This is a genomic window from Nocardia sp. NPDC004123 (assembly GCF_053603795.1).
The window spans coordinates 267,441-288,720 of the sequence record NZ_JBSGGG010000001.1 but is presented as its reverse complement, the minus strand read 5'-3'; the positions used below and the strand labels follow the sequence as shown (position 1 = coordinate 288,720).

The window sequence follows — 21,280 nt, the reverse complement described above, 5'->3', positions numbered from 1 at the left end:
GGCCGGAAGGTTACGCCCGGGGAAAGTAACTTCGACCCCCTCCGCGCAGGGGTGGAAGGTACTAGCGTTCCGGGGCATGAGCAGTTTCGTCGATTTCCAGAACGAGATCTATCTCTCCGGCCTCGCGGGCATCGTCCCGGCGCTACCCATGACGGCGGCGGGCCTGGAGCAGAAGGCTCGGGAGGTGCTGGATCCGGCGGCCTTCGCTTATGTGGCGGGCAGTGCGTCCACCGAACGCACCGCGCACGCCAATCTCTCCGCCTTCGAGCGGTACCGGCTGCTGCCGCGCATACTGCGCGGCGCCACCGGGCCCGGGGCGCGCGACCTGTCGGTGAACGTGCTCGGAACCCATTTGGCCGCACCGATTATCACCGCGCCGATCGGCGTGCTGGGCTTGCTGCACGAGCGCGGCGAGACCCTGGTCGCCGAGGTCACCCGGGAACTGGGCATCGGCATGTGCCTGTCCACCGCCGCCTCCTCCACGATCGAGGAGGTCGGGGCGCGGGCGGGCGACTGGTGGTATCAGCTGTACTGGCCCGATGACATGGAGCTGGCCCGCTCCTTCGTCGAGCGCGCCGAGGAGTCCGGCGCCAAGGCCATCGTCGTCACCGCCGACACCCCCAGCCTGGGCTGGCGCCCGCGCGACCTGCAGCTCGGTCACCTGCCGTTCCTGCAGGGCAAAGGTATTGCCAACTATCTGTCCGATCCGGTCTTCCGCGCCAAGCTCAGCGCCCCGCCGGAGGAGAGCGAGGAGGCGATGCGGGCCGCCGTGCTCACCTGGATCGGACTGTTCGGTAACCATGGTCTGCGCCCGGCCGACATCGCCCGGCTGCGGGATTGGACCGAATTGCCCATCGCGGTGAAGGGCGTGCTGCACCCCGACGACGCCCGCCAGGTGGTCGACGCGGGCGCGGACGCGGTGGTGGTGAGCAATCACGGCGGCCGCCAGGTGGACGGGGCGGTCGGTGCGCTGGACGCGCTGCCCACCATCGTGGCCACCGTCGGCGATCGCGCTGATGTGCTGTTCGACTCCGGCATCCGCACCGGCTCCGATGTCATGATCGCGCTCTCGCTGGGCGCCAAGGCCGTCCTCTACGGCCGCCCCTGGGCGTACGGCCTGGGCCTGGCCGGCGCCGACGGCGTGCGCCACGCGCTGCGCTGCCTGCTCGCGGATTTCGATGCGGCCATGGGACTTTCGGGCTGCACCAGCCTGCACGACCTGAGCCGGACCATGATCTCCACCTATCGCGTTTAGGCCTTCCCGGCGGAAGGAATCCTGCTGTGGGAACGCGTTCGTCCGGGCCGCGAGCTGAGGAGGAGCGATCAAACGCCGTCACAACAACGAGCCGGTGGCCGAGTCCGGAGGCCGGGCCGCGGCCGAAGCGCGGTGGCTCACCCCGGAGCAGCAGCGCGCCTGGCGGGCCTACATGGACGGCAGCCAGCGGCTCATGGCCGACCTCAACCGGCAGCTGCAACGCGACTGCGACCTGTCCTTCGCCGACTACCGCATCCTGGTGAAGCTGTCCGAGGCGCCCGGCCGTGCGCTGCGCATGAGTGATCTCGCCGACGGCGTGCTCTCCTCCCGCAGCCGGCTCACCCACCAGATCCGCCGCATGGAGGCGCAGCAGATGGTCCGCCGCATCGCCTGCGAGGACGACGGCCGCGGCGTACTGGCCCAGCTCACCGAGGAGGGCCTGCGGCGCCTGCGGGCCGCCGCTCCCGGCCATGTCGCCGCGGTGCGCCGCTTCTTCGTGGATCTGCTCACCCCGCAGCAGCTGGCCGCCGTGGCCGCCGCCCTGGACCTGGTGAACCTGGCCGCCGACCACCGCGCCGGCGCCCGCGCGACAGCCGATCTCGACTGACCGGTCCCCCCGAATCGGAAGTGGGAGGCAGACCGCACACGCCATCAGTTAGGATCGATCGCCTGGAAGCGTGGCAGAGCGGCCGAATGCACTCGCCTTGAAAGCGAGCGTCGTGAAAGCGACCGGGGGTTCAAATCCCTCCGCTTCCGCTGAGAACCCGCAGGTGGGTAAGGCTTTTCGAGCCCGAGAACGCCTGCGTGGTCATCGTCGTCGACGGATGAGGGTGTCGGCCGGGTATCACCGCCTGCACCCTCGGCATGCGGCACGCCTTCGACGCCGATCACATCGCCGCCATCGGCAACACCACGCGAAAGCTGGTGGCGGACTGCCGAATCTGGTTCCCCTGGTGGGAACGCGATCTCGCCGCGGAGTGACGATTCCCGGCCAATGTGGATCGACGTCGTCTGCTGAACGCTGACCGACGGTTTCTGGTAAATGTGGCGGGGTGGCCAGCCGTCGCATCGCGAGTCGCTTGTTCGGTGCCTTCGCGAGCGCTGCCCTACTGGCCGGCGCGGCGACCGTCGAAGCCCCACTCGCCGTGACCGATCCACCCGTGGAGACCGGCTCCAATGAGGAGTCCGCGCCGGGCCTCGATCCGGTCCACCCCGCGCAGGCTCGCATCGAACGGGTCGAGACCGTGGCCGGGAACCTGTTCGCCGTCTTCATCGCCTCCCCGGCCATGGGCCGCACCGTCGAGGTGCAGGTGCTGCTCCCCGCGCACCGCGACAGCCCCCGTCCGACCGTCTACATGCTCGACGGGCGCAGCGCCGCACCCGATGTCAACAACTGGACCGCCCGCGGCGGCGCGCTGCCCTTCTTCGCCGACAAGAACGTGAATGTGGTCTTCACCCTCGGCGGCCCCGCCAGCTACTACACCGACTGGCAGCGCAGCGATCCCAAGCTCGGCACCAATCGCTGGGAGACCTTCCTGACCCGCGAGCTGCCGCCGCTCATCGACTCCCGTTTCGGCGGGGACGGCATGAACGGCCTGGAGGGCGTCTCCATGGGCGCGGAGGCGGCCATGATGCTGGCCACCCGCAATCCGGGCCTGTATCGCGCGGTGGCGGCGCACAGCGGTTGCTACGCAATGAGTTCCGACTTCGGGCAGGCGCAGGCCCGCGCCGTGGTCGGGACGTTCGGCGGGGATCCGGACAATATGTTCGGCCCGTCCGGCGATCCCCAGTGGGCCGACCACGACGTGCTGGCCCGAGCGGAAGCCTTGCGCGGCACGGCAATCTACCTGTCGTCCGGCAGCGGGCTGCCCGGGGAGCACGACACCCCGGGCAATCCGGACCTGCGCAACGCCGTGCTGTTCGGCGGGCCGATCGAGGCGGGCGCCGACATGTGCACCCGCCAATTGGCCGACCGGCTGGCGCAATTGGCGATCCCGGCCACGGTCGACCGCCGGCCCGCGGGAACGCACTCCTGGCCCTACTGGGCCGACGAACTGCCCCGCTCCTGGCCGACCATGGCCGCGGGGCTGGGCATCGGGTAGCGGGCCGTTCAGCCGACGAAACGAGCGACGATCTCCGGATCCGTGGCGAAGCGCAGGAAGGCGTCGTTCTCGTGCGGGTCGCCCGCGGTGATGCGGACGCCGTCGGTGCCGTAGGGCCGGATGATGACCCCCGCCTCGGTGCTCGCCACGCCGTACTCGGTACTGCGGTCGCCCAGTGGCAGCCAGAGGAAGTTGGAGTGGCTCACCGGCACCCGGTAGCCCGCCGCGAGCAGCGCCTCCCGCATGCGATCGCGTTCGGCCACAACGGCATCGGTGCGCTCCAGCAGTTCGTGCCGCGCCTCCAGCGAGGCGATAGCCGCCGCCTGCGCCACCCGGCTCACGCTGAACGGGATGTGCACCTTCATGAGCGCGGTGATCACCTCGGGCGCGCCGACCGCGTACCCGACCCGCAGGCCCGCCAGGCCGTACGCCTTCGAAAACGTGCGCAGCACCAGCACATTCGGCCGGGTGCGGCCCAGCTCGACGCCGTCGGGGAAGTCCTCGGCGGGCATGCGCAGGTACTCGAAGTACGCCTCGTCCAGCACCACCAGTACGTCGGCGGGCACCCGGTCGAGGAAGTCGACGATCTCCGCCTTGCCGCGGGCGGTGCCGGTCGGGTTGTTCGGGTTGCAGACGAAGACCACCCGGGTGTTCGGGGTGATGGCCGCCGCCAAAGCGTCCAGATCATGGGTGAATTCGCCGTCCAGCGGCACCTGCACCGCCTTGGCGCCCGCCACCTGGGTGACGATCGGGTAGGCCTCGAACGAGCGCCACGCGAACAGCACCTCGTCCTCGGGATGGCGGCAGGTGATCTGCACCAGCTCCTGGCACAGCGCCACGCTGCCGCAGCCGGCCGCCACGTTCTCGAGCTCCACACCCAGGAAATCCGCGAGGGCGCCGCGCAATTCGATGGCGTGGTTGTCCGGGTACCGGTTCGACAGCTCGACCGCCTCGGCAATGGCCTTGGTCACCGACGGCAGCGGCGGGAAGGTGGTCTCGTTGCTGGCCAGCTTCACCGCGCCGGGGTGCGTCTTGCCGGCGACGTACGCCGGGATGGCATCGAGGTCCGGGCGAATGTGCGCGCTCACCCCTCCACCCTATGTCCCGCTCGCCCGCGCCCGCTCCGGGGTGCCGACTGGTTTGCCGATCGGGACTCGCGTGGGACCGAATGGAACTCGGCCGGAATATCTCCGGGATATCGGACCCTGGGAAAGATTTATCTCGTTTTTACCTAGCGCAACTACAGTGGCCCTATGTCGGGCATTTATCGAGATATCGCCCCTGTGCACGACACGACCACGGTTCCGCTCACTGTGCTAGAACCCGAGGGGCATGCGCGCGGCGGCATCGTGGTGTTGCACGAATCACGTGAATTCACCGAGCCATTGCTGGAACTCATGCGTTCGCTCGCCGACGACGGGTGGACCGTCCTCGCCCCCGACCTCTTCCACCGCCCCGCCAATGGCAGCACCCACCCGATCTTCGGCGAGGACCTGTTCGCCGCCTTCGACGCCTGCTTCGAGTGGCTCACCGGGCACGGCGTCTTCCGCGACTGCATCGGCGTGCTCGGCTTCGACTCGGCCGGCACCGCCGCCGCCCTGGTCGCCACCAATCGCCGCATCGGCGCGGCCGTGAGCGTCGCGGCCCCCGGCATCGAAACCCCGCTCACCCCGCAGGCCGTCGCACTGCTCGCCGCCGCCCCCGCCTTCCAGGCCCCCTGGCTCGGCCTCTTCGGCGAGGACGACCCGCTGACCCCGCCCGACCAGGTCGACCGCCTGCGTGAGGCCGCCGCCCACGCCGACGTCGCCACCCTCGTGGTCACCTACCCCGGACTCCACCACCGCCCCGACCACCCCGGCTTCGACCCCGCCGCCCTCGACGACGTCTCGGTCCTCGACGCGCAAACCAGAATCTACGAATGGTTCGACTCGCACCTACGCTGACCAGCCGATTTGGCCTATTGGTCACCTGCTGTGTAATCTTCTGTCCCGGCGGTTCGAAAGGAACCGGCGCCCTCGAAGAGGGGCACCAGGAGGCGTGCCAGAGCGGCCGAATGGGACTCACTGCTAATGAGTTGTCCCTTCACGGGGACCGGAGGTTCAAATCCTCTCGCCTCCGCCACCGCCCGGTACGCCGGGTGCACATTTGAATAGACATGCGCCCGTAGCTCAACGGATAGAGCATCTGACTACGGATCAGAAGGTTGGGAGTTCGAGTCTCTCCGGGCGCGCTTCAGCTCAACGGCCCCACACCAGAAGGTGTGGGGCCGTTGGCTTTTGGCGCGTGACCCCGGCGGTTAGAGGCCGAGGGACTTCAGGACGCCGCCGATGACCGGAATCGAGTCGGCGCTACCGGTACCCGTCGTAGGGGCGGTGGTCACCTGGATGTCCAGCGGACCCAGTATCGGTCCCTGGGCGGAAACAAGCATGGCGACTGCTGTGATGTGGTGTGTGCCCGTGGTCGTCGGGGTCCACTGGACCGTGGCCGCGCCATTCTTGGGCAGTACTCCGGGTGAGTCCTGCCCGGGCGGAGTGATGGCCTTGTCCGTGTCGTAGAACCACACCATCCAGCAACCCGGAACGGCGCTGACATCGGCGGTGAGCGTGTACGGCTGGCTGACATAGTGCGAATTGCCGGCAACCGAAATGCTATTGCTCGACAGGTCGGCCGATGCCGCCGGTGCTCCGGCGATCACCGCCGCCATCGCCGCGAATCCGGTAACTCCGATGCCCGCCCGACGGATTCGAGTGTTCTTCACGTAGCTTCCCCCTCGATCGAAAAGCGCCTGTTGATCAGCGCTGTCCGCGAAGCTACAACGCCCCACCGACAGTGTGAAACAAGATCATTCACGACCTTTGTCGCACGCACTCAGCCGACCGGAGGCATCGATTGCTCATGAGGCCGGGTTTGCCCTGCGCGGTCGGTCCAGTTGGAGACACAGTGCTCCAGGCGTGAAAGTCGCTTCAGGCCTGTGGATTTCGTGCGCACGGCCTGTTGTCCGCGGATGGATCTGGTGGGATAGGGGCGGCGAGGGTCGTATTCTTCGCCGCTTCGACCCGTGGTGCCGACCGGGTTGTGTGGCCGGGCTGAGTGCTCGGATATCGCCTGCGCTCTGCGGCGTGTTGTACATCTGTGCGGCGCTGGCGATTCTGACCGGGGCGCCGGCGGTGAGGCTACCGAGAATGCCGCCGAGAGCGGCGAAGGTGGCGGCGCCGACGACGCAGCCTAGTGCCGCTATCGGCAGTGAGGCCACGGGTGATCGTGTCAATCGGGCAGCCCGACGATCATTCCTAGGGCGCCGCCGGCGAGGGTGCCGACAGGGGCGGCGAGCCGGAGCTGTGTTGCGGCGATGGGGAGGGCCCTGTTGAGGTCTGCGGACGCGTCCATGGTGGCGACCCACTGACCGAGAAAATCAGTCATTCGACTGACTGTAATAGGATCGCTGTAGCGTCGGCGATGAGATCGTGGCAAGCCCTGTGGTGGCAGAATTTCAGTCATCAGACCGAGAGGGGTGTCATGGTGTACGTGGAGGCGTCGGTTCGGCGGCAGCAGATGGTGACCGCCGCGCGCAGGGTGCTGTCGCGCGACGGTGTGGCGCGGACCTCGGTGCGCGCGGTCGCCGCCGAGGCCGGGGTCCCGCTGGGCACGATGCAGTATGTGTTCCCGTCCAAGGAGCTGTTGCTGCGCGCGGTGATCGAGGACGTGGTCGACGAGATCGCGGCGGTGCTCGAGGATGCGGCCGAGCTCGAGTACGGGCTCGAGCACGCGATCCGGCGCGGCATCACCAGCTTCTGGTCCCGGCTGGTCGTCGAACAGCGGGACCTGCAGGTCATGCAGTACGAGTTGACCACATACGCCCTCCGGACGCCGGGGCAGGAGAGCTTGGCCCGCTGGCAGTACGAGCGCTACGCCAGTGTCGTCGCCGAATGGTGTCAGCGAGCCGCCCACAATGCCGGCGAAACCTGTGCGGTTCCCTTCGGCCGACTTGGCCGGCTCGTCGTCGCCGGCATCGACGGGCTCGTGCTCCAGCATGTGTGCGATCCCAACATCGCCCGGTCGCGTGAGGATCTCGACGCCGTCATCGACATGCTCGTCGCGCTGGCGGATATCCGTCGCGGCACCCGCGCGGGGGCCTGAACCGGCGGCCGAACGCCGCGAGTCGTACGCCGATCAAGTCGGCCGTATTGGTTTTCCACTTCGGGGGCATTGCGCTGTCCCGAGTCGCGTCGTAGCCTGAGTCAAATCAGTCATACGACCGACTTTGCGAAGGAAACCAGGATGCATGATGTCGACGTCGTCGTGGTGGGGGCCGGTCTCGCCGGCTTGAGTGCTGCGCGCAAGCTTGTCGAGGCCGGTCGGAGGGTGACCGTGCTGGAGGCGCGGGACCGCGTGGGCGGCCGCACCGAGGGCGGCGTTCTGGACGGTCATCCGGTCGAACTCGGCGGGACCTGGCTCGGCGAGGGGCACGAGGAGATGTACGCCCTCGTCGAGGACCTCGGCCTCGAGACGTTCCGCACCTGGAATGACGCGGGCAAGCTCCTCCTGCAGCTCGGCGGGAAGCAGTCGCGCCTCGGCAGCCAGAAGGGCGCGACGCCCAAGCTCAACCCGTTCGCGCTCGCCGACCTGGCCCAGGGCCTCCTGCGGTTCGAGCGGCTCGCGAAGACCGTCGACCCCGCGCAGCCCTGGGCGCACCCCCGAGCGCATGAACTGGACGGCCAGACCTACGAGTCGTGGGTGCGCCGCAACTTGCGCACGCACAGCGGTCGTACCTACTTCCGCGTCGTGGCCGAGGCGCTGCTCTCCGCCGATTCGGTCGACGTCTCGCTTCTGCACATGCTGTTCTACTCGGTGAGCAACGGCGATCTCGAAACCCTCGTTTCCGTCGACAAGGGTGCGCAGCAGGACCGGGTCGTCGGCGGCTCGGTCCTCGTCTCCGAGCGACTTGCCGAGGGGCTCGACGTGCGCCTCGGGTCGCCTGTCACGACGGTCGCCCAGGACGACGACGGTGTCACGGTCACGACCCGCTCCGGCGAGGCGTTCTCCGCGCGGCACGTGATCATCGCGGTACCGCCGACCCTTGCCGGGCGCCTGCGCTACGACCCCCTGCTGCCCGCCTGGCGTGACCAGCTGACCCAGAAGCTCCCCGCCGGGACCGTGATCAAGACGTTCGCGTCGTACCCGACGCCGTTCTGGCGCGAGAACGGCCTCAACGGCCAGGCGATCTCCGAGGCCGGCCCCGTCAAGGTGACCTTCGACGTCTCGCCTCCCGGCAGCGAGGTCGGCATCCTGCTGGGCTTCGTCGAGGGCGGCGAGGCGCGCCGGTGGCAGCGGCTGTCCGCGGCCGAACGACGCAGCGAAGTGCTCGGCAGCTTCGTCCGATACTTCGGGCCCGCGGCGGCCGACCCGATCTCCTACGTCGAGAAGGACTGGAGCGCAGAAGAATTCACGCGCGGCTGTTATGGCGCGCATTTCGCGCCGGGCGTGTGGACCAGCTATGGCGACGTGCTTCGTGAACCGATCGGCCGCGTGCACTGGGCCGGGGCGGAGTACGCCGTCGAATGGAACGGCTACATGGAAGGCGCGGTCCGATCCGGCCGCCGCACCGCCGCCGAGATTCTGGCCCGATGACCGGCATCAACATGACCGATATCGACAATGACGATCGAGCGACTCACGTCCGGTGAACGCGCGTTGGGCGTAGGCGCCGATCTCCGAGCGTCGTGACCTCCTGCTCGAGGCGGGCGCCCGGTTACTTCCAGGCGGACAGGTCGGGGAGGTCGCCGGTGAGGTCGGTGCCGGGGGAGCGGCCGATCAGCCAGGCGGCGAGGGCGGCGGTGGGCCCGGTGATGGTCGCGGCCGGGACGCCGACGGTGCCGGTGTAGCCGGAATCGGTGGCGGTGACCGTGAAGCCGGTGCCCTCGGCGGGCTCGACCTCGGTGATGGACTGGGCCAGGAGGCGGGCGGCGAAGTCGGCCGGCCAGTCGGCGGGGGTGTAGCCGATAGCGAGGTCCACGTGGTGGATCTCCACTTCCAGCAGACGCATCCACGGGATGCGGGTGGCGGGGATCTCGCCGCCCTGGCGGTTGCGGACGAGGGTGGGCCAGCGGTCGGCGGGCATGACCCGGGCCAGGTCCAGCCACCGTTCGGCGGAGGCGGTGAGGTCCTCGAGCTGGTCGCGCAGCGGGCGGGGGGCGCCCGCCTCGATGTCGGCCTCGCGGAGGAATTGGCTTGCGTACTGCGGGGTTTCGATGCCGGTGCGGGCCCACAGCAGCAGATTGACCAGGCTGTCGGCATTGCGGGAGAGGTGGGCGAGCACGTGGCCGCGGGTCCAGCCGGGCAGCAGTGAGGGTTCCACCAGGTCGGCGTCGCCGAGGGCGGCGATCGCTGGGAGCAGGCGCTCGGTCGCGGCGGCGACGGTGTCGAGCAGGGCTGCGGTGTCGGCGAGTTGCGCATCGCTGGTCACGAGTCCGACCCTACCCAGTCGGAGCGGTCAGTGACCGGATGAGCGCGTGGTGTGCCGACGCCGGGTCGGGATTCCGGAATCCCGTTCGGCCACAACGATTTGCACCGCCAGCGCCACCAGCCACAGCGACATGGCCCCGACCTGGATGCGCTGTGCGATGCCCAGGCCGTAGTTGCCGGGCAGATTGTCGGCGATCAGCATCCAGGCCGTCACCGCCGAACCGACGATCAGAATCCACAGTCCGGTGTGCCGCAGAATCGGCCAGCGCCGGTATTTGAAGGCGGCCACGGTGAACGCGATCATCGCGATGTAGATGGAGAACACCGCCAGCGTGCTGGTCAGCGCATGGATCTGGTGCAACTGCGGGAACAGGCCGGTGTCCACATACCGTTTGGGCCCGTTCGGATCGTCCGGCACGATGGGCCACTGCGCGTCCGCGATGGTGGACGCGCCGAAGCAGGCCAACGCCGCCCAGCCGATGGAGGAGTACCGCCGCCGAGAGAACAGCAGCAGGCCGCCCAGTCCCGCCACCACCAGCAGCGCGCCGGACCCGGTGTCGCCGGTGGTGAACACCCAGCTGAACGGCGCGCCCTTCTCGGCCAGCTGGCTCAGGAAGGTGTTGGTGGGATTGCTGTGGATCGGGAGGATGAATTCCAGGACCCAGGAGGAATAGCCGAGTCCGGCGACCGCGATCAAGATCGCGATGAACCACCGCAGCACCCGTCGCCATCGCGGCTGGAGACTGTTCTCCACGGGGGCCGCCTCGGCTAGTTTCTGCTCGGTTGGCATCACCGCGCTCGCTTTCGCTGGCCTCGCTTACTCGTACTGCCCTGCCCGCAGCTTCCGATCTGTCCGGACTGGTCGGCTGGTCCGGTCGTAGGACCATTGTCGCCCATGCGCCGGCGCGGACGTCAGACGCCGCGCGCCAAAGCCCGCATCACCAGGTCGGCCGCCGAATCCGCGGCCTCGTGTTCCCAGACCCGCACCACGGTCCAGCCCGCCGCGGCCAGCCGGGCATCGGTGTCGCGATCGCGCGCCACATTGCCCGCCAGTTTGTCGGCCCACCACTGGGCATTGTTCTTCGGGCGTGTCGCGTGCTGCGGGCAGCTGTGCCAGAAGCATCCGTCCACATAGACCGCCACCTTCCGCCGCGGGAACACGAGATCGGCCCGCCGCCGCAGCCCGGGCAGCGGAGCCCGGTCCACGAAGAAGCGTTTTCCGCGCCGATGCAATTCCCGCCGCAGGGCCAGCTCCGGCTTCGTCCCCACGCGCCGCTGCCTGGCCATGCGCGCGCTGGTGGCCGCATCGGTGCCGGGTCGTCGCGCATCCGCCATCGGGCCATCCTCGCCGCGCCCGGCACCGCCGGCAAGGTGCCCCGGAGCTGTCATGCGGCCTCGCGCGGTGCGCCCCCCATGCGCTCGAGATGGTTCTCCACATCGTCGAGGAAACCCTCGGGGAAGCGCAGCGAACCCATCCGGGTGCGACGCAGGAAGCCCGCGGTCGCGCGCGCGGACAGCAGCCGGGAGTCGTCGAGGAACCAGCGCAGATCCTCGTACGGCGCATGAACGGGCCAGGTGGACACCGGAACCCGATACACCTCGCCGCGATGCCCCCAGGCCGCCGTCGGCCAGCTGCGGCGGGTCAGCGGCGCGCCGTCCGGGATCGGGTCGTCGGACGGGTGGGTGACGCGCTCGGCGATCCAGGACGCCATGCGCACGCTCACCGCATTGCCGACCAGTTTCCAGCGATGCCCCGGCCGCACCCCGGGCACCGCGAGCGCGGCCGTGGTCCAATCCCGGTCGAAGCCCTGCAGCCGCTCGGCGTCGGTGATGCCGGGCGTGACCAGTTCACCCGAGGGCAGCCGCACCGCGGGCGGGCTCGCAATGCCCAGGGCCGAACCGCCTTTCAGGGTGGGCACGGCATTCACCGCCCAGCCCAGGCCGCGGGTGCCCTCGGTCCAGTAGAAGCCGCACGGATCGTGCGCCGGGTCGCCCACCTCGCGGGGCCCGGCGTCCGTGCCGAACAGGATCGGCCGCGGATCCTCGGTGCGGGAGGCCAGCATCAGCACCCGCTCCCGCCGCTGCGGCAGTCCGAAGGCGCGGGCGTCCACCACCCGGTAGGCCCAGGTGTAGCCGAGGTCGGTGAGCGCGGCGGTGATGTGCCGCATCGCCGCGCCGCCGCCGAGCTGCAGCATGAACGGCACATTCTCGATGAGCAGCCAGCGGGGGCCCTTCTTGCGCTTGACCAGCCGGAACACCTCGTCCACCAAACCCGAACGGGCCCCGGTGATTCCGGCCGTCCGCCCGGCCTGCGACAGATCCTGGCAGGGGAAACCCGCCGCCACCAGCTCCGTCCCGGACGGCAGCGCGCGCAGCCTGGTCACATCGGAATGCAATGGCACGTCCGGGAAATGCGCGGCCAGCACCGCCTGCGCTCCGGAGTCGATCTCGCACAGCAGTTCACTGCGCCATCCGTGCGCCGCGAGCCCGAGCTCCAGCCCGCCGATGCCGGCGAACAGGCCGACCATCCGCGCGCCCGTCACAACAGTCCCTTTCACCCCGGAGTCCTCCGTGCCCCAGAGCACGTTACTCGAGTCCCCGCACCCCCACCGTGACCAACACCCCTGCCCACCGCCGGTCCAGAGCGCCTCGCTATGACTCGGGCGGGTGGACGGTGGTCGATGTCGTGCGCAAACACCGAGAACCGGTCGGCACCATTGCATGTTGATCACGATGTGCCGCCGGGGCGGTGATACCGGCCGGGGATCGCGGGTGCGCGGGCGCGGGGAACTACGGTTATAGGCGTGACGGATAACGGGAGTGAGGACGCCAACCCGGCTGCGCCGCGGTGGCCGGCCATTCTCACCTGGCGGGCGCACAACGCGTCGCGCATGGAGTCGGTGCGGGTGGTGCTGAGCGGCAACCGGATTCGGGCCGCGGGCCGCATCATCGCGGGCGACTGCGAGGATCACCCGGCCTTCAGCGCATCCTACGACCTGGTCACCGACGAATCCGGGGTCACCAAGCGGCTGTCGCTGCGCAGCACCCTCGCTTCGGGCGAACGCCACGCCTCCATCGCCCGCGACGAGGAGAACTACTGGCTCATCGACGCCGGAAACACCCACGTGCGCTCCACCTTCGGCGGCGCGCTGGATGTGGACGTGGTGCTGAGCCCCTTCTTCAACACCCTGCCCATCCGCCGCTACGGGCTGGCCCATGCCAGTGAGGACGTGCAGGTTCCCGTCGTCTACGTGCGCCTGCCCGATCTCCTCGTGCAGGAAGCCGGCCTCGTCTACAGCAGCGGCCCCGACGGCATCCACGTGCTCTCGCCCGTCTCCAGCGCGACCGTCACCGTCGACGAGGACGGCTTCCTGCTCGACTACCCCGGCCTGGCCGAACGGATCTAGCCGGGGCCGGGCGCGCCTAGTCCAGGGTGGTCAGGACACCGCCGGAGCGGCCCGCGTCGATGAGCTTGGTGAGCCAGTTGTGGTCGCCGGGGCGGACATCGGTGATGACCCAGCGCTCGTTGTCCTCGTAGTCGTTGCGGGCGTCGTGCCCGGCTTCGGTGAGTTCGGCGATGGTGCCGTTGGCGCGCAGGCTGTCCCGGGCCTGGGTGAGGACCTCGAGGGTGTCGTCGAGCACGTCCAGCAGCGCGGCGGCGTTCGGTTCGCAGATGGCGCGGACCAGGTCGGGGGCGGTGGCGGCGACGCGGGTGCCGTCGCGGAAGGAGCCGGCCGCGAGTCCGAGGGCCAGCGGGCCACCGTTGGAGCCCTCGATGGCGAGGGCCTCGGCGAGGACGTGGGGCAGGTGCGAGATGCGCGCGACCGCGCGATCGTGTTCCACCGCCAGCACGGGGACCACCACCGCGCCGCAGTCCAGCGCGAGCTGCACGACACGCCGGAAGGGGTCGGCGTGTACACCCGGGTCGACGCTCACCGCCCACGCCGCGTTCTTGAACAGGTCGGGAGAGGATGCGGCCCAACCGGATTCACTGGTCCCGGCCATCGGATGGCCGCCGACGTAGCGGGCGCCCAGTTCGTGACGCTGCACGGCCGCCGCGACCGGCGCCTTCACGCTCACCACATCGGTCAGCACGCAGCCGGGAGCGAAGGTCTTCACATCCGAGAGCACAGCGTCGATGGCGGGCATGGGCACACCGATCACCACCAGCGCATCGCGGTCGGCCGCCCGCGTGAGCACCGTTTCCACATCGCTGATCACGTCGTATCCGTCCAAGCGGGCGGCTTTCGCGCCGACCTCGGACCGGTTGTAGCCGAACGCCTCGTACCCGGCGACGGCGGCGGCGCGCAGCACCGAACCGCCGATCAAACCGGTACCCAGGACGCAGACAGCTGGTTTCGGAGTGCCCGTCATGCGATCAGATTCGCATACGACTTCAACATTTCCCCCGAAGCGGACTACCGTTGCGGCCATGGCAGCACAGCGCTCGGGCACGAACAGGGCGGCGTCGGATGAGTTCGACGACGTGGAAGGGTTCGCAGTGGCGGTTGTCCGCGAGGAAGCCAACTGGAAAGTGACGCCCCTGAGCGACGCCTCACTGTCCAGTCTGTCCGCGGCCGAGCACGAGCTGCGGGCATTGCGAAGTTCCGGCGCGGTCTTCGGCCTGCTCGATGTCGACGACGAATTCTTCATCATCCTGCGCCCGGGCCCCACCGGCAGCCGCATCCTGCTGTCCGACGCCACGGCCGCCATCGACTACGACATCGCGGCCGACGTGCTCGAGGAACTCAATATCGAGATTCCCGACATCGACCCGGACGAGATCGACGACGTCGAGCCCTGGGAGGAGGGCGACCTCGGTGTCCTCGCCGATCTCGGCCTGCCCGAGCCGGTGCTGGCGGTCATCCTCGCCGAGACCGACCTGTACCCGGACGAGCAGCTCGGCATGATCGCCCAGCGCCTCGGTTTCGCCAACGAATTCTCCGCGGTCCTGGACAAGCTCCCGCGTTGATCGGCTCGCTCGCCTCGGACGAGGCGATGATGCGGGTCGCCATCGCCGCGGCAGCTGCCGCCGACCCGCGCGATGTCCCCGTCGGCGCGGTCGTCTTCGATGCCCACGGCCGGGAACTGGCGCGCGCCGCCAATGCCCGTGAGGCCCTGGGCGATCCGACCGCCCACGCCGAGATCCTGGCCCTGCGTGCCGCCGCCCGGGTGCTGGGCGACGGCTGGCGCCTCGAGGGCGCGACCCTGGTCGTCACCCTCGAACCGTGCACCATGTGCGCCGGCGCCCTGGTCCTCTCCCGCATCGGCCGCCTGGTCTTCGGCGCCTGGGAACCCAAGACCGGTGCCGTCGGCTCGCTCTGGGACGTGGTCCGTGACCGACGTCTCAATCACCGCCCCCAGGTCCGCGCCGGCGTCCTCGAACCCGAATGCGCCGCTCTCCTCGCCGATTTCTTCGATTCCCACCGCCCCTAGCCCTCTCTCCAGGCGATTTCAGAATCCGGCGGGTGCTCAGGTAAAGTCACCAGCGGTGGCGTGTCCGAGCGGCCTAAGGAGCACGCCTCGAAAGCGTGTGAGGGGTAACCCCCCTCCGAGGGTTCAAATCCCTCCGCCACCGCTGAGGAGCCCCTCACCTGTTCCGACAGGTGAGGGGCTCTTTCCATGTCCTCCATGCGCGTTCCATGTCCTCCATGCGCGCGATCACCCGCTATTCGAACGACCAAACTCGGTTGGGGTCGGCCGCCCAGGATTCCTTGCAGCGCGGGGCATTCCGCGTGAGTCGCTGCTGATCCCGATCGCTCGGGATCCGGCAGAAACACCCGCACCTGGAAACCGGTTCGGGGCTTTCTCTTTCAGGGGCGAAGGCCGTCGAGGAGTAGGTCGAGGACGCGGTTGATCGCGGTGGGGTAGGGCTCGGTGGGGGCGGCGTAGATCTGCAGGGTCATCAGGCGGGCGATGTCTTCGGGGGTGACGTCGGGGCGAAGGGCGCCTTCGGTGTGGGCCCTCGCGGTCAGGTCCGCGATGCGGTCCGTGATGGTGGCGCGGACTTCGGTGAGGGCGGGGTCGGATTTGATGTCGGAGTGGAGGGTGGGTTCGACGGCGGCGGCCAGGGCGCCCAGGCGGAGTTCGGCGCATTCGCGGAGGATGCGGGTGAGGGCTTGCCAGGCGGTGGGGGATTCGCGGTCGGCGGTGGCGGCCAGGTCGGCGAGGGCCGAGAGGTAGGAGTGGGCGGCGGCGGTGATGAGGGCGCCGCGGTCGGGGAAGCGGCGGTAGAGGGTGCCCACGCCCACGCCGGCGGCGTCGGCGATGTCCTTCATGGAGACGCTGACGCCCTGTTCGCGGAAGACCTGTTGGGCCGCGGTCAGGATCTGGTCGCGATTGCTGCGGGCATCGGCTCTGAGCTCGGCCGTTGTCCTCACCTCCGATAAAACTGGACGAAAATCTTCCGGTTAGCGTACCTTCTTGAAAGTGGACGAAAATCGTCCACTTGAATCGAGGGTGATGACGATGAGCAGGACAGTGCTGATCTCCGGGGCGGGCATTGCGGGATCGACCCTGGCGTACTGGCTGGGGCGCAACGGCTTCGACGTGACCGTGGTGGAGCGGGCGGGGGCGCAGCGGTCCAGCGGCAACCCGATCGACGTGAAAGGACCGGCTGTCGATGTGACCGAGGGTATGGGGGTGATGCCGCGGCTGCGGGCGGCCGCGTCGCGGGTGGAGCGAATGAGCTTCGTCGACGCGGCGGGGCGGGAGCGATCGAGGTTGCGGCTCAGCGCTTTTCAGGGTGGTGCGGGTGACCGCGAGATCGAGCTCGCGCGCGCAGATCTGGCCGCCATTCTCCTCGACGCGGCTCGCGACCATGCCGAAATCCGCTGGGCCGATTCGATTTCCGGGATCACGCAGGACACGGACGGCGTGGATGTCGTCTTCGAGAACGGCGCGGGTGGGCGTTATGACTACCTGATCGGGGCCGATGGCCTGCACTCGAATGTTCGTCGGCTCGTCTTCGGCGCGGAGGCCGAGTTCCTTCGCCATCTGGGCATGTACGTGGCGACCCTGCCGGTGGAGCGGGCCTTCGGCGATGAGCACGAGGTCGTCATGTTCAATCGCCCGGGACAGGCCATCACCGTGCACCCTTCGAAGGGAAGGGCGGTGGCGGCCTTCATGTTCCGCCATGCCGCGATCCCGGGCCGGCGCGATCTCGACGGACACAAGCGGCTCATCGCCGACACCTTCTCCGGGCCGATCGGTATCTTCGGCGACCTGCTCGACCAGCTGAAGGCCGCCGACGACCTCTATTTCGACTCGGTGAGCCGAGTCCGGTTGCCGCGCTGGTCCGATGGCCGTGTCGCCCTGCTCGGTGACGCCGGATCCTGCCTCTCCCTCTTCGGTGACGGCTCCACCCTCGCCATCGCGGGCGCCCACACCCTCGCTGAGGAAATGACCCGTACTCCCGGTCGCCCGTACACTGCCTTCGCCGCCTACGAACAGCGTCACCGGAAACTGGTCGAGCCCAGGCAGCGCGGCATGCGCGCCGCGTCGGCCCTCATGGTGCCCGCCACTTCCGCGGGCATCGTGGTCCGCAACGCTGTCACCCGCTTCATGCGGTGAAACGAGAAGTAGCACAAAAGAACTCGGCCCCCACCCGGGTAATCGGGTGGGGGCCGAGTGGATTTCGTGCGGAGGTCAGCCGACCGTGACGGGCTGCTTGTCCTCGACGGGGGTGGCGGACTGCTTCAGCTCGGCGAGCTTGGCGCCTTCCACGTCGATGTCGGGGAGGATGCGGTCCAGCCACTTCGGGAGCCACCAGGCCCACTTGCCCAGCAGGGCGAGCAGGGACGGGATGAGGACCATGCGGACGATGAAGGCGTCGAAGAAGACACCCGCCGCCATGGCGAAGCCCATGGACTTGGCCACCACGTTGTCGTCGAGCATGAAGGCGCTGAACACCGAGATCATGATGATGGCGGCGGAGGTCACGACGCGGGCGCCGTGGTGGTAGCCGCTGATCATGGCGTCCTTGGCGGACTTGCCGTGCACGTACTCCTCACGCATACGCGTGACCAGGAAGACCTGGTAGTCCATGGCGAGACCGAAGACCAGGCCGATCAGCATGATCGGCAGGAAGCTCACCAGCGGGTGCGCCTCCACCAGGCCGAAGTGGCCCTCCTGGAAGATCAGCACGGTCGCGCCGAAGGTGGCCGCCATGGAGAGCAGGAAGCCCAACGCGGCGGTCAGCGGCACCAGGATGGAGCGGAACACCAGGAGCAGCAGGATGAATGCCGCGCCGGCCACGATCGCCAGGTACGGAATGATCTTGTTCAGCAGCGCCTGCGAGACATCCGCGTAGATGGCCGTGGTACCGGTGATGCCGTACTCCATGCCGTACCGGTCATGGAACTCGGACTCGGCATTGCGGGCGTTCTTGACCAGGTCCTTGGTCTCCTGGTTGTTCGGCCCGGACTTGGGCACGCCCATGAACATGGCGGCCTGCTTGTCCTCGCTGGGCCGGGCCAGGGTCAGGTAGTCCATGCCCGGGTAGGAGGCCAGCTTGGAGCGCAGCGCGTCGAGGGCCTCGGTGCGCTGGTTCTCCGGCGTCTTGCTGAGGTCGACGGCCACCAGCAGGGTGCCGTTGGCGCCTTCGCCGAAGCCCGCGGTCTGCAGGTCGTACGCCTTGCGGACGGTGGTGTGCTTGGGCATGGAGTCGCCGCCGGGCAGACCCAGCTGCAGGTTCACCGCGGGCGCGGCCAGCAGGCCCAGCAGCACGATGGAAATGCCCAGCGTCAGCGCGGGCGCCTTGCCGATGAGGCGGGCGAAGCGCATGCCGTTGGTGACCGACTTCTCGTCCTCGGGATCGTGCTTGGCGACCAGCGGCAGCTTCGGCTTGAACAGGAAGCGGCCGAACGCGCCCATCAGCGCCGGCATCAGGGTGACGGCCACCAGCACCGCCATCGCGGCCGAGACCGCGCCGAAGATGCCCATGTAGGTGAGGAAGCTGACACCCACGAAGCTCAGGCCCGCCAGCGCGATGATGACGGTCAGGCCCGCGAAGATGACGGCCGAACCCGCGGTGCCGACCGCGGTGCCCGCGGCCTCCTCCGGCGAATTCGACACGGCCAGTTCGTGTTTGTAGCGCGAGACGATGAACATGGCGTAGTCGATGGACAGCGCCAGGCCGATCATGGAGGCCAGGATCGGGGTGAAGGTCGGCACGGTCAGGAAGTGGGTGCCGAACATGATGATGGAGATGGCGGTGCCGACACCGACGAGTGCGGTGAGGATCGGCACGAAGGCCGCCACGATCGCGCCGAACGCGATCACCATGACCACCAGCGCCACCGCGATGCCGATCAGCTCGGAGGAGCCGTTCGAGCCGCCCGGATCCTGCGCGATCGAACCGGTGAGCTCGACCTGCAGCCCGGCCGCGCGCGCCTCGTCGCCCACCTGGTAGGCGGCGTCGCGGTCGGCCTGCTTGATGTCGGAGAACTTCGCGATGGTGAACTTGGCCTGGACCGTCGCCACCGAATCCGGGTTGGTCTTGTTCAGCACGTTCAGGGGCGCGCTGGAGCAGATCGCGGAGAAGTTCGGGTTGGAACGGTCGCCGCCCAGGCAGTCGATGCCGGCTGGCTGACCGATCTTCTTGGTGGTGTCGATGGGATTCATCAGCGGCGACGACTTGTCCACGATGGGCAGGTCACCGAGCTTGGTCAGGAACTGCGAGAGCGCGGCCTGCGGCCCGGGATCGGTCAGTTTCTGACCCTCCGGCGCGGCGATCACATAGGTGCCGCTGACGGCATTGGGGTCGAACTCCTTGGATGCCCCCGGGAAATGCGCGTCGAGGATTTCCGTGGCCCGCTCCGAAGGCAGGTTCGGCATGGTGAAGGAGTCCTGGAACGGCTTGGCGAGGGCCCCGCCGAGTCCGCCGATAACGAGTAGCGCGGCGATCCACGCCGTGATGACTATCCATTTCCGGCGGAAGGCGAACTTTCCCCACCGATAGAGGTATACGGACACGAGGGGTTCTCCTGGGCGATGGTTTGTGCGGGCGAAAACAGGGTGCTGGTGCGAGCGCGTAGACAGCACTGCCGCCGGGAGCTCTGCGGGCTCCCCGCCTCCACGAAACTAAAATCTGCCTACCGTGCGGTAGGTAGACTACCGAGCGAATAAGCGGAGGAACAACCTCGACTCTAGGTGGCGTTGATCGCACACCGAGCGCGGGTGAGAGGATGAGAACATGGGTGGCCAGGTCGGTTCCGGAACAATTGTCGCAGCTAGAAGCACCAAGGACGCGATCCGGGACGCCGCTCTACAGCTGTTTTCGACCAAGGGGTTCGATCACAGCAGCCTGCGCGAGGTCGCCGATGCGGTGGGAATCACAAAAGCCTCGCTCTACTATCACTACGCCTCGAAGGTCGATCTTCTGGTAGCGATCATCGAGCCGATGTTCGACGAAGTGCGTGATCAGGTCGAGGGTCTCGATGACATTCCGCACACCCAGGAGAACGTCCGCGAGGTGATCCGCCGGCGCCTGCAGTCGACGCTGGCCAATCGTCAGGTCGGCGTGCTCTGCATGCGGGACACCGTCGCGATCGTGAATGCCCTCGGCAACCGCTATCCCGACATGATCGAACTGCATCACCGCATGTGCCGCTGGATGGCCGGGCCCGATGCCGACAATGACACCCTGCTGCGCGCCGCCGCGGCCATGCAGGTGCTCAGCACCGCGATGATGTCCCAGGAGATCGTGCCCGGCGCCGATGCCGATCACGTCGAGACGACATTGTTGAATGCCGCACTCGGCGTGCTGAATCCGGCGCGATAGGGTTCTCGCTCACCACCGATCTGTCTCAGGAGTTCTCGTGCACATCACCGCGAAGGTCGATTACGCGGTGCGCACCCTTGTGGAAATCGCGAAGGCGCAACCGGATTCGGTGAAGGCCGACGCCATCGTGGCCGCCCAGGACATTCCGCCCAAGGTGCTGGAATCGGTGGTGGCGGATCTGCGCAAGGGCGAACTGGTGGTCAGCCGCCGCGGTCCCGACGGCGGTTATCGCCTGGCCCGCCCGGCCGCCGAGATCAGCATCGCGGATGTGATTCGCGCGGTGGAGGGTCCGCTGGCCTCGGTGCGCGGGCAGCGGCCGGAGGATGTCAGCTACCCGGGTGCGGCCGAACCACTGCAGCGAGTGTGGATCGGGCTGCGGGTGAACATCCGCTCGGTACTGGAGCGGGTCACCGTCGCCGATATCGCCCACGATCTGCTGCCGTCCTTCCTGGACGAGCTGCTGCACGATCCGGATGCCTGGACCCGCCGTCCCCGCCCCGCGGGCGGACCGGTCGCGGCCGGATCGGCGTCCAATGGCGGATCGCCGAGCGCGCCCGCGGCGGGCGGGTGGCGAGATCTGGATCAGCCCGACATCTGAGCGAACCTGCCGAGAGCAGCCGATCCGCGCCGTGACCCGGGCCGTTGCCCGCCGGTGCCGCAAAACGTCGCGGCGGGCTC

21 protein-coding genes, 4 tRNA genes and 2 pseudogenes are annotated in these 21,280 nt (G+C 68.6%); 17 read left to right on the top strand and 10 right to left on the bottom strand.

What is annotated here, in order from left to right; all coding sequences use genetic code 11:
* Positions 1-76: 76 nt before the first annotated feature.
* From ACWEQQ_RS01345 to ACWEQQ_RS01325, 5 genes and pseudogenes are all read left to right on the top strand, one after another.
* On the top strand, positions 77-1,255 hold the full coding sequence (locus tag ACWEQQ_RS01345) for a lactate 2-monooxygenase (protein WP_452346750.1): 1,179 nt from the start codon (positions 77-79) through the stop codon (positions 1,253-1,255).
* 172 nt (positions 1,256-1,427) lie between these two features.
* Positions 1,428-1,862: a MarR family winged helix-turn-helix transcriptional regulator gene (locus ACWEQQ_RS01340; protein ID WP_452346867.1), complete on the top strand. Its 435-nt coding sequence runs from the start codon at positions 1,428-1,430 to the stop codon at positions 1,860-1,862.
* A 64-nt stretch (positions 1,863-1,926) separates the two neighbouring features.
* Positions 1,927-2,011 (top strand) — tRNA-Ser (locus ACWEQQ_RS01335).
* Between the two features lie 84 nt (positions 2,012-2,095).
* A pseudogene (locus tag ACWEQQ_RS01330) lies at positions 2,096-2,188 on the top strand (HoxN/HupN/NixA family nickel/cobalt transporter); the annotation flags it as partial.
* Positions 2,189-2,307: 119 nt separating this feature from the next.
* Entirely contained in the window at positions 2,308-3,357 is a 1,050-nt protein-coding gene (locus tag ACWEQQ_RS01325; RefSeq protein ID WP_452346749.1) for an alpha/beta hydrolase, read from the top strand.
* Between the two features lie 8 nt (positions 3,358-3,365).
* Here the strand turns inward: ACWEQQ_RS01325 and hisC are convergent, their stop codons facing one another.
* Positions 3,366-4,445, bottom strand: coding sequence for a histidinol-phosphate transaminase (gene hisC, locus ACWEQQ_RS01320; protein WP_452346748.1), 1,080 nt, complete (start codon positions 4,443-4,445; stop codon positions 3,366-3,368).
* A 165-nt stretch (positions 4,446-4,610) separates the two neighbouring features.
* On the opposite strand from hisC, the gene ACWEQQ_RS01315 reads away from it, so the two are divergent.
* The 3 genes from ACWEQQ_RS01315 (at position 4,611) to ACWEQQ_RS01305 (ending at position 5,587) form a co-directional block, all read left to right on the top strand.
* Complete coding sequence (locus ACWEQQ_RS01315; RefSeq protein ID WP_452344451.1) at positions 4,611-5,300, top strand: dienelactone hydrolase family protein; 690 nt, start codon at positions 4,611-4,613, stop codon at positions 5,298-5,300.
* Between the two features lie 88 nt (positions 5,301-5,388).
* Positions 5,389-5,478: transfer RNA gene (locus ACWEQQ_RS01310), tRNA-Ser, on the top strand.
* 36 nt (positions 5,479-5,514) lie between these two features.
* Positions 5,515-5,587, top strand: a tRNA-Arg gene (locus tag ACWEQQ_RS01305).
* 66 nt (positions 5,588-5,653) lie between these two features.
* Here the strand turns inward: ACWEQQ_RS01305 and ACWEQQ_RS01300 are convergent.
* Together ACWEQQ_RS01300 and ACWEQQ_RS01295 are read right to left on the bottom strand one after the other, a co-directional pair.
* Entirely contained in the window at positions 5,654-6,115 is a 462-nt protein-coding gene (locus ACWEQQ_RS01300) for a hypothetical protein (protein WP_452346747.1), read from the bottom strand.
* 506 nt (positions 6,116-6,621) lie between these two features.
* Positions 6,622-6,777, bottom strand: coding sequence for a hypothetical protein (locus tag ACWEQQ_RS01295; RefSeq protein WP_452344453.1), 156 nt, complete (start codon positions 6,775-6,777; stop codon positions 6,622-6,624).
* Between the two features lie 96 nt (positions 6,778-6,873).
* On the opposite strand from ACWEQQ_RS01295, the gene ACWEQQ_RS01290 reads away from it, so the two are divergent.
* Both ACWEQQ_RS01290 and ACWEQQ_RS01285 read left to right on the top strand, forming a co-directional pair.
* Positions 6,874-7,494 carry a TetR/AcrR family transcriptional regulator gene (locus ACWEQQ_RS01290; RefSeq protein WP_452344454.1) on the top strand — a complete coding sequence of 207 codons (621 nt, stop codon included), beginning with the start codon at positions 6,874-6,876 and terminating at the stop codon, positions 7,492-7,494.
* Between the two features lie 141 nt (positions 7,495-7,635).
* Complete coding sequence (locus tag ACWEQQ_RS01285) at positions 7,636-8,985, top strand: flavin monoamine oxidase family protein (protein ID WP_452346746.1); 1,350 nt, start codon at positions 7,636-7,638, stop codon at positions 8,983-8,985.
* A gap of 121 nt (positions 8,986-9,106) precedes the next feature.
* Here the strand turns inward: ACWEQQ_RS01285 and ACWEQQ_RS01280 are convergent, their stop codons facing one another.
* The 4 genes from ACWEQQ_RS01280 to ACWEQQ_RS01265 all read right to left on the bottom strand — a co-directional run bounded on the left by ACWEQQ_RS01280 (position 9,107) and on the right by ACWEQQ_RS01265 (position 12,347).
* Positions 9,107-9,820 (bottom strand): maleylpyruvate isomerase family mycothiol-dependent enzyme, encoded by a 714-nt coding sequence (locus ACWEQQ_RS01280; RefSeq protein ID WP_452346745.1) that lies wholly within the window; start codon positions 9,818-9,820, stop codon positions 9,107-9,109.
* 27 nt (positions 9,821-9,847) lie between these two features.
* A complete protein-coding gene (locus ACWEQQ_RS01275; RefSeq protein WP_452344457.1) occupies positions 9,848-10,573 on the bottom strand; it encodes a DUF998 domain-containing protein in 726 nt (241 codons plus the stop codon).
* Between the two features lie 158 nt (positions 10,574-10,731).
* Complete coding sequence (locus tag ACWEQQ_RS01270; RefSeq protein WP_379387570.1) at positions 10,732-11,154, bottom strand: very short patch repair endonuclease; 423 nt, start codon at positions 11,152-11,154, stop codon at positions 10,732-10,734.
* A gap of 50 nt (positions 11,155-11,204) precedes the next feature.
* Positions 11,205-12,347 (bottom strand): DNA cytosine methyltransferase, encoded by a 1,143-nt coding sequence (locus ACWEQQ_RS01265; protein WP_452346866.1) that lies wholly within the window; start codon positions 12,345-12,347, stop codon positions 11,205-11,207.
* Between the two features lie 276 nt (positions 12,348-12,623).
* On the opposite strand from ACWEQQ_RS01265, the gene ACWEQQ_RS01260 reads away from it, so the two are divergent.
* The gene (locus tag ACWEQQ_RS01260) at positions 12,624-13,226 is read left to right on the top strand and encodes a putative glycolipid-binding domain-containing protein (protein ID WP_354838690.1); all 603 of its coding nucleotides are present in this window, start codon (positions 12,624-12,626) and stop codon (positions 13,224-13,226) included.
* A 16-nt stretch (positions 13,227-13,242) separates the two neighbouring features.
* Here the strand turns inward: ACWEQQ_RS01260 and ACWEQQ_RS01255 are convergent, their stop codons facing one another.
* Positions 13,243-14,193, bottom strand: coding sequence for a prephenate dehydrogenase (locus tag ACWEQQ_RS01255; protein WP_452346744.1), 951 nt, complete (start codon positions 14,191-14,193; stop codon positions 13,243-13,245).
* Positions 14,194-14,251: 58 nt separating this feature from the next.
* Here ACWEQQ_RS01255 and ACWEQQ_RS01250 point away from each other — a divergent pair, with 58 nt between their 5' ends.
* From ACWEQQ_RS01250 to ACWEQQ_RS01240, 3 genes are all read left to right on the top strand, one after another.
* Positions 14,252-14,791, top strand: coding sequence for a tRNA adenosine deaminase-associated protein (locus ACWEQQ_RS01250; protein ID WP_452344460.1), 540 nt, complete (start codon positions 14,252-14,254; stop codon positions 14,789-14,791).
* Positions 14,792-14,817: 26 nt separating this feature from the next.
* A complete protein-coding gene (locus tag ACWEQQ_RS01245) occupies positions 14,818-15,255 on the top strand; it encodes a nucleoside deaminase (RefSeq protein ID WP_452344464.1) in 438 nt (145 codons plus the stop codon).
* A gap of 54 nt (positions 15,256-15,309) precedes the next feature.
* A tRNA-Ser gene (locus ACWEQQ_RS01240) sits at positions 15,310-15,397 on the top strand.
* 235 nt (positions 15,398-15,632) lie between these two features.
* Here ACWEQQ_RS01240 and ACWEQQ_RS01235 read toward each other — a convergent pair.
* On the bottom strand, positions 15,633-16,199 hold the full coding sequence (locus ACWEQQ_RS01235) for a TetR/AcrR family transcriptional regulator (protein WP_452343990.1): 567 nt from the start codon (positions 16,197-16,199) through the stop codon (positions 15,633-15,635).
* Positions 16,200-16,287: 88 nt separating this feature from the next.
* Between ACWEQQ_RS01235 and ACWEQQ_RS01230 the strand changes: the two genes are divergently transcribed.
* On the top strand, positions 16,288-17,391 hold the full coding sequence (locus ACWEQQ_RS01230; RefSeq protein ID WP_452346743.1) for an FAD-dependent monooxygenase: 1,104 nt from the start codon (positions 16,288-16,290) through the stop codon (positions 17,389-17,391).
* Positions 17,392-17,466: 75 nt separating this feature from the next.
* Here the strand turns inward: ACWEQQ_RS01230 and ACWEQQ_RS01225 are convergent, their stop codons facing one another.
* Entirely contained in the window at positions 17,467-19,794 is a 2,328-nt protein-coding gene (locus ACWEQQ_RS01225) for an MMPL family transporter (RefSeq protein ID WP_452346742.1), read from the bottom strand.
* A gap of 220 nt (positions 19,795-20,014) precedes the next feature.
* On the opposite strand from ACWEQQ_RS01225, the gene ACWEQQ_RS01220 reads away from it, so the two are divergent.
* Positions 20,015-20,602: a TetR/AcrR family transcriptional regulator gene (locus tag ACWEQQ_RS01220; protein WP_452346741.1), complete on the top strand. Its 588-nt coding sequence runs from the start codon at positions 20,015-20,017 to the stop codon at positions 20,600-20,602.
* A gap of 37 nt (positions 20,603-20,639) precedes the next feature.
* Positions 20,640-21,101, top strand: a pseudogene (locus tag ACWEQQ_RS01215) (RrF2 family transcriptional regulator); the annotation flags it as partial.
* Between the last annotated feature and the right edge of the window lie 179 nt (positions 21,102-21,280).

Bases quoted from the DNA above. Each gene is read 5' to 3' on its own strand.
- ACWEQQ_RS01315 (WP_452344451.1), top strand. From the start codon at position 4,611: ATGTCGGGCATTTATCGAGATATCGCCCCTGTGCACGACACGACCACG.
- ACWEQQ_RS01265 (WP_452346866.1), bottom strand. From the start codon at position 12,347: ATGGTCGGCCTGTTCGCCGGCATCGGCGGGCTGGAGCTCGGGCTCGCG.
- ACWEQQ_RS01270 (WP_379387570.1), bottom strand. From the start codon at position 11,154: ATGGCGGATGCGCGACGACCCGGCACCGATGCGGCCACCAGCGCGCGC.
- ACWEQQ_RS01245 (WP_452344464.1), top strand. From the start codon at position 14,818: ATGATGCGGGTCGCCATCGCCGCGGCAGCTGCCGCCGACCCGCGCGAT.
- ACWEQQ_RS01285 (WP_452346746.1), top strand. From the start codon at position 7,636: ATGCATGATGTCGACGTCGTCGTGGTGGGGGCCGGTCTCGCCGGCTTG.
- ACWEQQ_RS01255 (WP_452346744.1), bottom strand. From the start codon at position 14,193: ATGACGGGCACTCCGAAACCAGCTGTCTGCGTCCTGGGTACCGGTTTG.
- ACWEQQ_RS01295 (WP_452344453.1), bottom strand. From the start codon at position 6,777: ATGACTGATTTTCTCGGTCAGTGGGTCGCCACCATGGACGCGTCCGCA.
- ACWEQQ_RS01340 (WP_452346867.1), top strand. From the start codon at position 1,428: ATGGACGGCAGCCAGCGGCTCATGGCCGACCTCAACCGGCAGCTGCAA.
- ACWEQQ_RS01290 (WP_452344454.1), top strand. From the start codon at position 6,874: ATGGTGTACGTGGAGGCGTCGGTTCGGCGGCAGCAGATGGTGACCGCC.
- ACWEQQ_RS01230 (WP_452346743.1), top strand. From the start codon at position 16,288: ATGAGCAGGACAGTGCTGATCTCCGGGGCGGGCATTGCGGGATCGACC.
- ACWEQQ_RS01345 (WP_452346750.1), top strand. From the start codon at position 77: ATGAGCAGTTTCGTCGATTTCCAGAACGAGATCTATCTCTCCGGCCTC.
- ACWEQQ_RS01220 (WP_452346741.1), top strand. From the start codon at position 20,015: ATGGGTGGCCAGGTCGGTTCCGGAACAATTGTCGCAGCTAGAAGCACC.
- ACWEQQ_RS01250 (WP_452344460.1), top strand. From the start codon at position 14,252: ATGGCAGCACAGCGCTCGGGCACGAACAGGGCGGCGTCGGATGAGTTC.